Here is a 14,368-nt window from a genome sequence, read left to right as displayed (position 1 = left end):
CGCTGAGAGTTCTTGGGGCTCCGCTCCGACCCGACCTCGGCGCTAGCTTCGTTCGACACGTCCGATGAGCCTAATGCGCCCACCCCGCGGTTTGGTACCGACCATCGCGGCACGGTCACAACTGGGCCACTGACCGGCCAGTGGGGGCAGAGCGCCCAACCTGAGCAGCTACTATCGCTTGGGTGTCGGAAGGCGAGCGTGCCAAACCACGACGACGCCGCGGGCGACGTCGCGGTCGACGCTCGGCAGGGCCGCCCAACGACAACACCCACAGCACCGACACCGATTCGGCAGCTGCCCCCCGCAACAACACCGCACAAGCGGCTCCGGCGGCGGCGCCCACCACCCCGGCTGCCCGCAAGTCGAACAACGACCGGCTGCGCACCGTCCACGAGACCTCGGCCGGCGGGCTGGTGATCGACGGCCTCGACGGCCCCAAAGACACCCAGAAGGCCGCGCTCATCGGCCGCATCGACCGCCGCGGCCGCATGCTGTGGTCACTGCCCAAGGGGCACATCGAACTCGGTGAGACGGCCGAACAGACCGCCATCCGTGAGGTCGCCGAGGAGACCGGTCTGCAGGGCAGCGTGCTGGCCGCCCTCGGCAGCATCGACTACTGGTTCGTGACCGAGGGCCGGCGCGTGCACAAGACAGTGCACCATTACCTGATGCGATTCCTGGGCGGCGAACTCTCCGACGACGACGTCGAGGTCACCGAAGTGGCGTGGGTGCCGCTGCGCGAACTGCCGTCCCGCCTGGCCTATGCCGACGAGCGCAAGCTAGCCGAGGTGGCCGGCGAACTGATCGACAAACTCCACACCGATGGACCGGGCGCCCTGCCGCCGCTGCCGCGCACCGCGCCGCGCCGCCGCCCACAGACCCATTCCCGCACGCGGAACCATCGCACCGACGACTCCGCCCATACCCAGCCCGGCCGCCGCGCGAACGGCTGCGGACCCGGGTCGTGAACGTCAGGTCGGTGCTGTCGGGGCTGACCTCGACAGCACTGCTGCGGGTCCTGGCGGTCACCACACTGCTGTTGTTGCTCACCGCCCCGTTCACGCCGCATTCGTCGGCCGGGGAACCGGGCGGGACGACGTTCCTGCAACTGCGCATCGACCACGTCACCCCCGACGTCGTCACCACCACCAGCGAGCCGGTCGTGACCGTCACCGGCACCGTCACCAATGTCGGTGACCGGCCGGTGCACGAAGTCATGGTGCGCCTCGAGCACGCGGCCGCGGTGACATCGTCGTCCGGCCTGCGCACGACGCTGGGCGGGGAGCCCACGGACTATTCCGCCGTCGGCGACTTCACGACGGTCTCGCAGGATCTGGCGCGCGGGCAGAGCGTGCCGTTCCGGCTCGCGTACCCGGTCCGCTCGGCCGACCATCCCGCCCTCGGCATCGACCATCCGGGGGTGTACCCGCTGCTGGTCAACGTCAACGGGACACCCGACTACGGCTCGGCCGCCCGGCTCGACGACGCCCGCTTCCTGCTGCCGGTGCTGGGCGTGCCCGCCACTCCCGCGGCCGCCGGCGGCAACAGCGGCCAGCAGCCGATCGACGCCGTCGTGCCGCCCGACACCGCACGCCCCGTCGCGCTGACCCTGCTCTGGCCGCTCGCCGACCGTCCACACCTGGCGGCCGGCGTCCCCGGGCGCACCGAACCGGCCCGCCTCGCCGACGACGACCTCGCCGCCGCCCTGGCCAACGGTGGCCGCCTGGACACCCTGCTGGCGGCGGCCGACTTCGCCACCAACGACCAGGTGGATCCCGGCGGCCTCATGCGCGGCGCGATGTGTCTGGCCGTCGACCCCGACCTGCTGATCACCGTCAACGCGATGAGCGGCGGCTACGTCGTGGAAGACGACCCGGAGGCCGGCCTGAACTCGCCCACCCACCCGGGCACCGGGCAGCAGGCCGCGACCGACTGGCTCGCCCGGCTGCGCGAGCTGGCCAAGCGGGTGTGTGTCACCCCGACCGTGTACGCCCAGGCCGACCTGCGCGCGCTGCAACGCGTCGGCGACGCCGTCCTGAGCTCTACCGCCACCACCGATGCCGGGCCCATCGTCAACCAGCTGCTGGGCATCCAGTCGCTGCGCGGCGCCACCGTCGTCGGCGACGGACCGCTCACGGGCCAGGCGGTGCGACTGCTGTCGGCGCAGCCCGAACCGACCGTCGCGATCGCCGCGGCGCCCGTCACCGCCGACGATGCCGATCAACCTGCCGACACCGCGCCGCGCCGCTACAGCGACAAGGTCACCGTGGCGCCCTTCGACCCGTGCGTCGCTGCCGCGCTGGCCGGCGCGGGGCGCACCCCGATCTCCCCGGGGTATCTCGACACGTCTTTGCGGGTGCCGCTCACCCACGACTCGCAGGTGGCACGCCGCCAGGACGCCATCGCGTCCGTGCTGTGGCGCGGGCTGCGACCGGACGCAGAGCCCCGCAATCAGATCCTGATGCCTCCGCTCGCGTGGGACGTGACGCCCGACGACGCCCAGGCGATCCTGACGTCGGTGGCCACGGCCATGCATTCCGGGCTGGCCGTCGCCCGCCCGATGCCGGCGGTCATCGCCGACGCCCAGACACTGCCGCCGACGCAAACGGCCACCCCGCCGGACAACGGAACCGGTAACCCCAAGGCCCGCTACGGCGACGGCATCACCAGCCAGATCTCGACCACCATGGAACGGATCTGGGGCCTGACCGCCGCGCTGACCGTCAACACCCAGACGGGTCTGACCGGCGACCAGTACACGGCGCCGCTGCGGGAGGACATGCTGCGGGCGCTGACGCAGTCGGTACCGCCGACCGTCCGCGAAGCGCTGGCCCAGGAGCGCGTCAGCACCACGCAGCGCACGATGGACGATCTGTTCCACGGCGTCACCGTCGTCAACCCCGGCGGCTCGTACACGCTGGCCACCGAACGCAGTCCCCTCCCCCTGGCCCTGCGCAACGACCTGCCCGTGCCGATCCGGGTGCGGCTCGTCATCGACGCGCCGCCGGGCATGACCGTCACCGACATGGGCGAGATCGAACTGCCGCCGGGCTACCTGCCGCTACGGGTACCGATCGAGGTGCACTTCACCCAGCGCGTCGCGGTCGACGTGTCCCTGCGCACTGTCAACGGTCTGACGCTCGGCGAACCGGTCCGGCTGTCGGTGCACTCCAATGCCTACGGCAAGGTGCTGTTCTTCATCACCCTGTCCGCCGGCGCGGTGCTGTTCCTGCTGGCCGGCCGGCGGCTGTGGCACCGGTTCCGCGGTCAGCCCGACCGCGCCGACCTGGACCGCCCGCACCACACCCGGCCCATCCGGCCCGATCCGCTCGACACCGCCATCGCCCACGCCCCGGAGGACTCATGAGCGCCCCGCGCAGTCCCCGGCCCCCCGCTGCCGCAGCGTCGCCCCGGCGGGCCGAACTGTCCGACGCCGCCGTCGTCTCCAGGTCGTGGGGCATGGCGCTGGCCACGCTGGTCAGCCGCATCACCGGGTTCCTGCGGATCGTGCTGCTCGCCGCCATTCTCGGTGCGGCACTGTCCAGTTCGTTCACCGTGGCCAACCAGTTGCCGAACATGGTGGCCGCGCTGGTGCTCGAGGCCACCTTCACCGCGATCTTCGTCCCGGTACTGGCCCGCGCCGAACGCGACGACGCCGACGGTGGCGCCGCGTTCGTGCGCCGGCTGGTCACGCTCGCCACCGCACTGCTGCTGCTGACGACGGTGCTGTCGGTCGCGGCGGCACCGCTGCTGGTGCGACTGATGCTGGGCAGCGACCCGCAGGTCAACGAGCCGCTCACCAGCGCCTTCGCGTATCTGCTTCTGCCGCAGATCATCTTCTACGGGCTGACCTCGGTCTACATGGCAATCCTGAACAACCGCAACGTGTTCGGGCCCCCGGCCTGGGCGCCGGTGCTCAACAACGTGGTCGCGATCATCACGCTCGGCGTGTATGTGCTTGTCCCGGGCGAACTCTCGATCGATCCCGTCGAGATGGGCAATGCCAAACTGCTCGTGCTCGGCATCGGCACCACCCTCGGCGTCGTGGCCCAGGCCGGCGTCCTGCTGTACTCCCTGCGGCAGCATCGCGTCGACCTGCGTCCGCTGTGGGGTATCGACGACCGGCTCAAGAAGTTCGGCACCATGGCCGTCGCCATGATGCTGTACGTCCTGATCAGTCAGATCGGACTGATCGTCGGCAACGAGATCGCCAGCCACGCAGCCGCATCCGGTCCCGCGATCTACAACTACGCCTGGCTGCTGCTGCAGCTGCCGTTCGGCATGATCGGCGTGACGGTGCTGACCGTGGTGATGCCGCGGCTGTCCCGCAACGCCGCCGCGAACGACAACCCCGCGGTCCTCGCCGACTTCTCGCTGGCCACCCGGCTGACCATGGTGACGCTGATCCCCATCGTCGCCTTCATGACCGTCGCCGGCCCCGCCATCGGCAGCGCCCTGTTCGCCTACGGCAACTTCGGTGCCACCGACGCCGGCTACCTCGGCATGGCCATCACGCTGTCGGCGTTCACCCTGATTCCGTATTCCATGGTGCTGCTGGAACTCCGGGTGTTCTACGCCCGCGAACAACCGTGGATCCCGATCATCCTGATCGTCGTGATCACCGTGGTGAAGATCGTCGGCTCGCTGATCGCGCCCCACCTGACCGACGACCGCGAACTGGTGGCCGGGTATCTGGGACTGGCCAACGGCCTGGGCTTCCTGGCCGGCGCGACCGTCGGCTACGTGTTGTTGCGGTCCGCCCTGCGGCCGCCGCGCGGGCGCATGATCGAGCTGACGGTCATCCGGACCATTCTCGTGACCATCTGCGCCGCACTGGGATCGGGGCTGCTCGCATATCTCGCGGACAAGCTACTGGGGTTCGATCGGCTGACCGAGCACGGCGGCGCCGCCGGATCGTTGCTGCGACTGGTTCTGCTCGGCCTGATCATGCTCCCGGTGATCGTGGCCGTGCTCGTGGCCGCCAAGGTGCCCGACGCCCTGGCCGCAGTGGCTTTCGTGAAGCGCCGGCTGGGCCGCGGCACCCCGGTACCGAACCCCGCAGTCCAGGTCAGCTCGGCTGTACCGGACTCCCGACGCACCTCGGTCCCGTACCCTGGACACGGCAATTCATCACCGGTACCACCGCGGCCCGGGGCCTCCGCCGCTCGCGGGGCAAAGCGGGAAAGTGGTACCACGGGCGGGCTTCGGAAAGGATTTGCGGTGACCGACGCACCTGCGGAGCAGGGATCCGCCCATATCCCAGATACGCCGGGCGGCGACGCCGATATCGCGTTGCGGGCCGGCGCAGTCGTCGCCGACGGCCGCTACCGCCTGCTCGTCTTCCACGGCGGTCCGCCGGATCTGCAGTTCTGGCACGCGCTCGACATCGCACTCGATCGCCAGGTCGCGCTGACGTTCGTGGACCACGACGGCGAACTGCCGGAGTCGATGGTCCAGGAAATCCTCACCCGGACAAGCAAACTGAGCCACATCGAGGGACCGGGCCTGGCCCGCATCCTGGACGTCACGCGGCTCGGCCGCGGTGGCCTGGTGGTCAGCGAATGGATCCGCGGCGGTTCGCTCGCCGAGGTGGCCGCCACGGAGCCGTCCCCGATGGGTGGTGCCCGCGCCATCCAGTCCCTGGCATCGACGGCCGAATCCGCACACCGGACCGGCGTCGCGCTGTCGGTCGATCACCCCGGCCGGATCCGGGTCAGCATCGAGGGCGACGTGGTGCTCGCCTTCCCCGGCACGCTGCCGTCGGCCACCCCCGAGGACGATATCCGCGGTGTCGGCGCCACGCTGTACGCGCTGCTGGTCAACCGGTGGCCGCTGCCCGAGGCCGGTGCGCTCAGCGGCATGCTGCCTGCGACGCAGAACAGCGCGGGCCAGCCCGTCGAACCCCGCGCCATCGACCCGGCCATTCCGTTCCAGATCTCCGCCGCAGCGGCCCGGGCCGTACAGGAAGGTGGCGGAATCCGTTCGGCGCCAACACTGTTGAACCTGCTGCAGCAGGCGACCACCGTCGCCGATACCACTGAACTGCTCGCACCCGTCGACGGCTCGCAAGGCCCGGAGACCGCGGACGCCGCCGAACTCGAAGCTGCCGCCAAACGGCGCAAGGCACTGCTCGTCGGTGTGGGTGTCGGTGGGGCCATCCTGTTGGTGGCGCTGCTGGTCCTCGCGTCGGTGCTGAAGGGCATCTTCGGCGACGTCGGCGGCGGCCTGGACAAGCAGCAGCTCGGCCTCAACAGCCAGCGGCCGACCTCCAGCGGCGCCCCGACTCCCGGCAACGTCGTGAAACCCATTGGTGTGACGGTCTTTTCACCCGGCGGCGGCGCGGACTCGCCGGAGACCGCGGGCAAGGCCATCACCGGCGCGGCCGGTGATGCCTGGTCGACCGACGTCTACACCGATCCCGCGCCGTTCCCCAGTTTCAAGAGCGGCGTCGGCCTCATGCTGAACCTGCCGCAGTCGACCACAGTCGCGTCGGTCAGCCTGAACCTGACCAGCACGGGCACGGCGATCCAAATCCGGTCGGCCCAGACGGCCAACCCGTCCTCCCTGGACGCCACGACGGTCCTGACGCAACCGGCGACCATGAAGTCCGGCTCCAACACCATCACGATCAGCAATGCGCAGCCGACGCAGCACCTGCTGATCTGGATCTCCACGCTGGGGACCGTCGACGGCAAGAGCAAGACCGACATCTCCAACGTGGTCGTGAAGGCCGCCGCGTAACCCCGTCAGTCCCAGCCGACGAACGACATCGCCTGACCGCCGTCGTAGCCGGCGCGTTCCAAGATGTTGCCGGACATCTTGATTTGTGTCGGATGCGACGGATCCTGCAGGTTCGCCTGGTACATGTTCCACACTTTGATGTCGTTGTGGCTGAACACCGTGAAGAGGATGGTCCGGCCCGTCGGATCGGCGGCCGCCTCGGATATCTCGGTGCTCGGCGGCGTGATTCGTTGCCCGTCCGTCTCGCTGCAGGCCGGCCGGTCGGCACCCGGAGGCGGTACCGCGTCGATCACCAGATAGTGACCAGCGTCGTCGTGTACCGAGCCCAGATAGTGGGTGTCGTCGATGAACCACAAAAACGATGGACACACGCGGAAGCTGTCGCCTCCCGGAGGCTCACCCTCGCCAAGTTCGATCTGTTCGGGGTTCTTGACCACGGCCCGCAGGAAGTTCGGCATGTACGTCGGGCTGGTCCGCACGATCTTCTTCGAATCGGTGTCGTAGAAGTTGAACAGCTTGGCGCGCGCATCGTAGAAGACCAGCAGGCCCTGCTCGTCGAACTGTGGGTTGCGGTGGTCCGGCCGTTGCTGATTCCCGAAATCCCCTGTGGGAGAAGGTTGGACGATCTCGGTGACGTCGACGGTCGATCCGCTGCTCGAGTCGTAGTACCGGACGTGGCCATCATTGATCGTGAGGGAGTCCAGCGCGAGCTTGCGGAAGTCCCTGCTGTAGCGCATCCGGGTCAGTTGGCCGTTGCCGATGTTGCAGCTGATGGGGAAGGTGGCGATGTCCACCAGCGCGCCGGTCCCGATGTTCAGCTTGCTCAGCGTCGTGCTCTTGGTGTGCGTGGCGCAATGCTCGATGATCGGGCCGCTGAAGCCGGCGGCGTCGGGAGTGGGTGCCGTCGCCGGTGCCGGTGCCGATGACGCATTCGGAATCGGCTTGGGCTTGCCGGGTTCGGAGCAACCCGCCACCAGTGTGCCGATCAGCGCGGCTGCGGCGAGCCAGGCGAGTCCGCACCGGCGCACACGGTCGATCTCACCCGCCCGGGACCGGCGGATGGCACTTATCGACTCGGACGCCAACGGCTTCATCGGGCGAGGCTACTAAGCGATGCCCTATCGGCGCGTCGATTTCGCGTGAACGGCCGGCAAATCCAGCCATCGTCGAAACAGGAGTTATCCACAGGGCCGGCGACAGCATCGATACTGTTCAGCGCGCGTTTTATGTCATCTCCGCAAATATGCGTCGGATTCCTCCCGCAACCCGGCTTATGGTTCGGAAGTGGGGAGTTTCGGGGGGCCACAGTCGGACGCATCAGACGCCGAATTGCTCGCGGCACACATCGCCGGCGAGCGGTACGCGTTCGAGGAGCTGTTCTATCGACACCGCCACCAGCTGTACCGGCTCGCCCGGCTGACGAGCCACGACCCGCAGGACGCCCTCGACGCCCTGCAGGACGCGCTGTTCAAAGCCCACCGCCACGCGCCGCGGTTCCGGAACGACAGTTCAGTCCGCAGCTGGCTGTGCCGCATCGTGGTGAACTCCTGCCTGGACCGGCTGCGCCACAACAAGTTTCACCGCGCCGAGGAACTCAGCGACGCCACCTACCAGACCGCCGACCCCGCGCACCACATCGAGATCAGCATCGTCATCGAGCGTGCACTGCTGCGGCTGCCGGTCGAACAGCGGGCCGCGGTGGTCGCCGTCGACATGCAGGGCTATTCGGTCGCCGAGACCGCGGCGATGCTGGGTATCGCCGAAGGCACCGTGAAGAGCCGTTGTTCACGGGCGCGCGCGAAACTCGCCCAGTCGCTGGCGCACCTCGCCGACTGACGGGTTCCGGTCACGTGACGTTTACGCGCCCCACTCCGGGGACGACGGACCGCGGCTCTCGGCGGCGGCCGGATTAGGCTTCGGCAGGTGGACGACGAACAGGCCGTCTCCCTCGAGCTCCTGGCCGACCTGCAGGCCGGACTGCTCGACGACGCCACGGCCGCCCGGTTGCGCCGTCGCATCCGCGACGATCCGGCCGTCGCACGTCAGTACGCCGCGCTCGAACAGATCCGGCGCGACGTCCGCGACCTGGCGGACGACGCCACCGACAGTGACCTCCCCCCGGAAGCCACCGCGCGCATCGGGTCCGCCCTGCGCGACGCCGGCCCCCGGCCGGCGCGGCACACCGTCGTCCCCGGCCGCTCGGCAGGCCACGGTGCACGGAGCACGCGCCCAGCCGTCGTCGCCGGCGCCGCGACCGGGCTCATCGCGGTCGGCATCGGCGCCGTCGTGGTGCTGAGCGGACCCGGCGAACCGGCCCGCATCTCGGCCGGTCCCACGGCGGCGTCGATGACCGTGCAGCGCCAGGCCGGCATGCCGTGGCCGGACCGGCAGATCCTGGGTCTGCGGACCCGGCCACCCGAGCTGGGCGCCCTCGCGGCGCCGGACCGCCTGCGGTCGTGTCTGACCGGGCTCGGTTACACCCCCACCACGTCGGTCCTCGGCGCCGCCACCCTGACCATGCACGACCGCGCCCAGGTGCTTCTGCTGCTCCCGCGGGCCGATGACGGCGCTGTGATGGCCCTGGTGGTCTCTCCCGGCTGCAACGCGACCGACGCCGGCCTGATCGCCGACGCCGTCATCCCCGATGCTCCGGGCCCGTCGGCGCAACCGAGCCGCTGACCGCCCCCGGAGCCCGCCAAACGGCCGGGAACACCGGCACTTACCCTGGTGTTATAGGCGTACCGACTCTGGCAGCAGGCCGACCAGGTATGAGCCTGACCAGAGCCAGATGAAAGGCGGCCATGACCACCCCAGACACCGTGCACGACGTGATCATCATCGGCTCCGGGCCGGCCGGCTACACCGCCGCGGTGTACACGGCCCGCGCCCAGCTCAAGCCGCTGGTTTTCGAGGGTGTCCAGTTCGGTGGTGCCTTGATGACGACCACGGAGGTGGAGAACTACCCGGGCTTCAAGGAAGGCATCACCGGCCCCGAACTCATGGAGGAAATGCGCGAGCAGGCCCTGCGGTTCGGCGCCGACCTGCGCATGGAGGACGTCGAGGCGGTCTCCCTCGACGGACCCGTCAAGACCGTCACCGTCGACGGCGAGACCCACCAGGCCCGCGCCGTCATCCTCGCGATGGGCGCCGCCGCCCGCCACCTCGGTGTGCCGGGTGAGCAGGAGCTGATCGGCCAGGGCGTGAGCACCTGCGCCACCTGTGACGGTTTCTTCTTCCGCGACCAGGACATCGCCGTCATCGGCGGCGGCGACTCCGCCATGGAGGAGGCGACGTTCCTGACGCGCTTCGCCCGTTCGGTGACGCTGATCCACCGCCGGGACGAATTCCGCGCCTCCCGGATCATGCTGGAGCGCGCGCAGGCCAACGAGAAGATCACGTTCGTCACCAACACCGAAGTTGTTGCGGTGGAAGGCGATTCGAAGGTCAGCGGGCTACTGCTGCGCAACACCGGCACCGGCGAGGAGAGCAAGCTTCCGGTCACCGGCGTGTTCGTCGCCATCGGCCACGACCCGCGGTCGGCACTGGTGCGCGGCGCCGTCGATCTCGATGACGAGGGTTACGTGCAGGTCCAGGGCCGCACCACCAGCACGTCGCTGGACGGCGTGTTCGCCGCCGGCGATCTGGTCGACCACACCTACCGGCAGGCGATCACCGCGGCCGGCAGCGGCTGCGCGGCGGCCATCGACGCCGAGCGCTGGCTCGCCGAACACCACGCCTGATCGTCCTTCCCCCACAGAGTTCACCCGAGAGGAGCAGTACATGAGCGAGGGCAGCGCAACGCTGACCGTCACCGACGGTTCGTTCGACAGCGACGTCATCAAGAGCGGCACCCCGGTGCTGGTCGACTTCTGGGCGACCTGGTGCGGGCCGTGCAAGATGATCGCCCCGGTGCTCGAGGAACTGGCCGGCGAGAAGGCCGGGGAGCTGACGATCGCCAAGCTCGACGTCGACGCCAACCCCGAGACCGCCCGCAGCTTCAACGTCGTCTCGATCCCGACCCTGATCCTGTTCAAGGACGGCGAGCCGGTGAAGCGCATCGTCGGCGCCAAGGGCAAGGCCGCCCTGCTGCGCGAAATCGCCGACGAACTCTGATCGCATCAGCGGCTGCGCACCCGCCGGTTTCGGCGGGTCGCACCGCTGCTGCCTGTGAAGTTGCGGAATCCTGAGGAGCGTCTGCGACAATGGGTCCAGGCGTCCCGCCAGTGCGCTAGCTGTCCGCCCGCCTGGCGTCCGTGATTGAAAGGCCAGGAATGTCGATACTGCGTCGCGGTGACCGGGGAGGTTCGGTCACCGAGATTCGGGCCGCACTGGCCGCCCTGGGACTGCTGGACAGTCCCGACGCGGATCTCACCACCGGCAAGCACGTCGCTCTCGATCTCTTCGACGAAGAACTCGATCAGGCCGTGCGTGCCTTCCAGCAGCAGCGTGGACTGCTCGTCGACGGCATGGTCGGCGAAGCGACGTACCGCGCGCTGAAAGAAGCCTCCTACCGGCTGGGGGCGCGTACGCTCTCACACCAGTTCGGCGCCCCGATGTACGGCGACGACGTCGCCACGCTGCAGGCCCGGCTGCAGGATCTCGGTTTCTACACCGGTCTGGTCGATGGCCATTTCGGCTTGCAGACGCACAACGGCCTGATGTCGTACCAGCGTGAGTACGGCATGTTCCCGGATGGCATCTGTGGTCCGGAGACGTTGCGCTCCCTGTACTTCCTGGGTTCGCGGGTCACCGGCGGTTCCCCGCACGCCATCCGTGAAGAGGAACTCGTGCGACGCAGTGGCCCTCGCCTGACCGGAAAGCGGATCATCATCGATCCGGGCCGCGGCGGCGACGATCGCGGGCTCATCATGACCAGCCGGTCCGGCCCCGTCAGTGAGGCCGACGTCCTGTGGGATCTCGCCAGCCGGCTGGAGGGCCGTATGACGGCCATCGGCATGGACACGTTCCTGTCGCGCCCCGTCAGCGGCAGCCCGTCCGATGCCGAGCGGGCCGCGACGGCCAACGCTGTCGGCGCTGATCTGATGATCAGCCTGCGGTGCGCCAGTCTGCCCAGCCCGGCGGCCAACGGCGTCGCCTCGTTCTACTTCGGTAACTCGCATGGTTCGGTGTCCACCATCGGCCGTAACCTTGCCGACTTCATCCAGCGGGAAGTCGTGGCGCGCAGCGGTTTACGCGACTGCCGGACCCACGGCCGGACCTGGGACCTGCTGCGGCTGACCCGGATGCCCACGGTGCAGGTCGACATCGGATACGTGAGCAGCCCGCACGACCGCGAGCTGCTGACCTCCCCCGGCCACCGCGACTCGATTGCCGAAGGCATCCTGGCGGCGGTGAAGCGGTTGTACCTGCTCGGCAAGAACGACCGTCCCACAGGCACTTTCACGTTCGCCGAGCTGCTGGCTCACGAGATGTCGGTGGAGCAGGCCGGCCAGGCCGGCGCGTAGTTTCACGCCTACCGCCGCGAGTGTGCGGTGAGATCGCCGAAATCTGTTGCGCGGCGCGCTGTTTGCACGTCCACGGCGCCGTCAGCTGAACACTGGTTGAATCAGTCGGTGTGAGACCCAACGCCGCGGTTCTCGTGACGGGTATGTCCGGGGTCGGCAAGTCGACGGCGCTGGCCGGCCTGGCCCAGCGGGGATACGCCACCGTCGATACCGACGACGGTCCGTGGATCGACGTCATCGACGGCGAGCCGCTCTGGCGTGAGTCGCTGATCGCCGAGTTGCTGGCGCAACACCGCGACGGACCGTTGTTCGTCCAGGGCACAGTGGCCAACCAATGGCGCTTCTACGACCGCTTCGATGCGGTCGTACTCCTCACCGCCCCAACCGATGTCGTGCTGAACCGGGTGCAGCGCCGCACGAACAATCCGTTCGGCAAGACCGCAGCGGAGCGCGCTCGGATCCTGGCTGACATCGCCGAGATCGAACCACTGCTGCGGCGGTCGGCCACCCACGAGATCGACACGACCCGGCCGCTACCGGACGTCATCGACGCCTTGGCCACCATCGCCGAGACAGCGGCACCCGACCGCACTACGGTCACCCGTGACGTCCCGCCTCCTGCGTCAGCTGGATCCGGGAGCTGAGGCCCAGCTGGTTCTAGCCGTGGGTGAGACGCGTCTGCACCGCCCGACGTGAGACGAACAGCCGCGCCGCTCCCCCGTCGCCTCATGCAGTGCCGCCACCGACGTCTCATGGCTCGCCTGGTGGACCAGAAGGCGGACAGCGTCAACATGTCCCCGGATCGACTCAGCGGCGCCGCAGAGCCACGCTGCCTCGCGGTGACCACGGAACAGCGCGGCCGATCATTCGACGATCGCCGGAACCGCCGCCGCGGCGCCGATTTCGACGGCAAACAGCGCGCGCGAAATGAGCGTCACGTGACGCTTGTGCCGATTGGTCCTGGGGCCACCGTGATCCGAGCCCCAGTGGCGGGTTTTACGACTTGAAGTTCCCCGCCCCGTAGGTCGCTCACCGGAATCGGTTCTCCCCGATCACAACCGCCGTCGGGCCAACACCGCCACCGGTGACGCGCAGCCGATACCGATCAGCGCGAGCACCGTCAGCGACGCTGCCGCATCAGCGGCCACCAGCTGCGCTCCCGCCCAGGCGCCGCCGAATATGCCGACCTGAAAGGCCAGCACGTACAGGTAGGACGCGAAAGCAGCGTTGGGGCAACGCTTGATGAGGATCGTCTGCATCGCCGGCGCCCAACACGCGAAGGCCGCTCCCCACAACAGAACTGCCGCGACGAACAACCCGCGCGAGCCGGGCAGGCTCAGCGTCCCGAATGCAATCAGCAGACCCGCGAGGGCTGTCAGCACGACCGCGTAGCGGTGTCGATCGAGCAACCGTCCAGCGACGACGACCGCAGTCAACGCTGCGCCCCCATAGCCCAGGAGCAGAACCGGTAGGCCGGTGGCCGGGATCCCGACGTCACCGGCCAACACCGTGATGAACGAATACGGCGCGCAGTCGGCGGTCACCACCAGCACCGTCAGTACGCAGACCGCCGCAACAGTGTGCGGCTCACCGGATCGGCCGGCGGTCGGCGCAGTCACGGTACGACCGATACTGCGGGGAATCAGCACCGCAATGACCGCCGCCAAGAGCAACGCAAGCGCCGCCAGCACCAGCGACGTGGCTCGCCACCCGATGAGTAGGGAAAGCTGCGTGGTAAGCGGCGACCCCGCAACCAACCCCAGCGATGCCCCGACGAACACGAGTGCGGTCGCCTGCCCCGCGCGGCCGGCCGGTGCGAGTGCACTGGCTAGCACCGGGGCGAGGGACCACACCGAACCATGCAGAATCGCGCCGACGACCCGGGCGAGGACTGCCCACCCGGGCGTCGGAGCGGCAGCCAGCAACAGTTGCGACAACGACAGTGAAGCCAGGGCGGCGGTGAGCATGACGCGATGCTCGACGCGACGGGTGGCCAAAGCCACCGGGATGATTGCCGCACCGGCAGCCACCGCGTACACGCCCACCAACAGCCCAGCAGCGGGCACTGTCGTGTGCAGTCCGTCAGCGATCTGCGGGACAATGCCGACCGGGAACATCTCTGCGGCAAGGTAGACAAAGGCGGCGGCAGACAGGACGGCCAC

Annotated in this window: 11 protein-coding genes; 9 read left to right on the top strand and 2 right to left on the bottom strand. The window is 69.0% G+C overall.

Annotated features, from left to right (window positions below; translation table 11 throughout):
- Positions 1-182: 182 nt before the first annotated feature.
- Genes QRN63_RS08020 through murJ form a run of 3 tightly spaced genes read left to right on the top strand, consistent with a single transcriptional unit; the run spans position 183 to position 6,741 of the window.
- Positions 183-968, top strand: coding sequence for an NUDIX hydrolase (locus QRN63_RS08020; protein WP_285030327.1), 786 nt, complete (start codon positions 183-185; stop codon positions 966-968).
- Positions 965-3,367: a hypothetical protein gene (locus tag QRN63_RS08015; RefSeq protein ID WP_285030325.1), complete on the top strand. Its 2,403-nt coding sequence runs from the start codon at positions 965-967 to the stop codon at positions 3,365-3,367. The genes QRN63_RS08020 and QRN63_RS08015 overlap by 4 nt, the downstream gene beginning before the upstream one ends.
- Positions 3,364-6,741: a murein biosynthesis integral membrane protein MurJ gene (murJ, locus tag QRN63_RS08010; RefSeq protein WP_285030323.1), complete on the top strand. Its 3,378-nt coding sequence runs from the start codon at positions 3,364-3,366 to the stop codon at positions 6,739-6,741. The genes QRN63_RS08015 and murJ overlap by 4 nt, the downstream gene beginning before the upstream one ends.
- Before the next feature lie 5 nt (positions 6,742-6,746).
- Here murJ and QRN63_RS08005 read toward each other — a convergent pair whose 3' ends face one another.
- The gene (locus QRN63_RS08005) at positions 6,747-7,835 is read right to left on the bottom strand and encodes a hypothetical protein (protein WP_285030322.1); all 1,089 of its coding nucleotides are present in this window, start codon (positions 7,833-7,835) and stop codon (positions 6,747-6,749) included.
- Between the two features lie 190 nt (positions 7,836-8,025).
- On the opposite strand from QRN63_RS08005, the gene sigM reads away from it, so the two are divergent.
- The 6 genes from sigM to QRN63_RS07975 all read left to right on the top strand — a co-directional run bounded on the left by sigM (position 8,026) and on the right by QRN63_RS07975 (position 12,850).
- On the top strand, positions 8,026-8,577 hold the full coding sequence (sigM, locus tag QRN63_RS08000; RefSeq protein ID WP_285030320.1) for an RNA polymerase sigma factor SigM: 552 nt from the start codon (positions 8,026-8,028) through the stop codon (positions 8,575-8,577).
- Positions 8,578-8,664: 87 nt separating this feature from the next.
- Positions 8,665-9,420: an RsmA family anti-sigma factor gene (locus QRN63_RS07995; protein WP_267319931.1), complete on the top strand. Its 756-nt coding sequence runs from the start codon at positions 8,665-8,667 to the stop codon at positions 9,418-9,420.
- Positions 9,421-9,542: 122 nt separating this feature from the next.
- The gene (gene trxB / locus QRN63_RS07990; RefSeq protein WP_267319932.1) at positions 9,543-10,481 is read left to right on the top strand and encodes a thioredoxin-disulfide reductase; all 939 of its coding nucleotides are present in this window, start codon (positions 9,543-9,545) and stop codon (positions 10,479-10,481) included.
- A 40-nt stretch (positions 10,482-10,521) separates the two neighbouring features.
- Positions 10,522-10,854: a thioredoxin gene (gene trxA / locus QRN63_RS07985; protein ID WP_020099879.1), complete on the top strand. Its 333-nt coding sequence runs from the start codon at positions 10,522-10,524 to the stop codon at positions 10,852-10,854.
- 158 nt (positions 10,855-11,012) lie between these two features.
- A complete protein-coding gene (locus QRN63_RS07980; protein WP_267319933.1) occupies positions 11,013-12,206 on the top strand; it encodes an N-acetylmuramoyl-L-alanine amidase in 1,194 nt (397 codons plus the stop codon).
- Between the two features lie 110 nt (positions 12,207-12,316).
- Complete coding sequence (locus tag QRN63_RS07975; protein ID WP_285030316.1) at positions 12,317-12,850, top strand: AAA family ATPase; 534 nt, start codon at positions 12,317-12,319, stop codon at positions 12,848-12,850.
- Positions 12,851-13,258: 408 nt separating this feature from the next.
- Here the strand turns inward: QRN63_RS07975 and QRN63_RS07970 are convergent, their stop codons facing one another.
- Positions 13,259-14,368, bottom strand: coding sequence for an MFS transporter (locus tag QRN63_RS07970; RefSeq protein WP_285030315.1), 1,110 nt, complete (start codon positions 14,366-14,368; stop codon positions 13,259-13,261).

It is taken from the genome of Mycolicibacterium sp. lyk4-40-TYG-92, assembly GCF_030209435.1.
Lineage (GTDB): Bacteria > Actinomycetota > Actinomycetes > Mycobacteriales > Mycobacteriaceae > Mycobacterium.
Note: the sequence above shows the minus strand (reverse complement) of the source record. Positions and strands in the feature narration are given on the sequence as shown.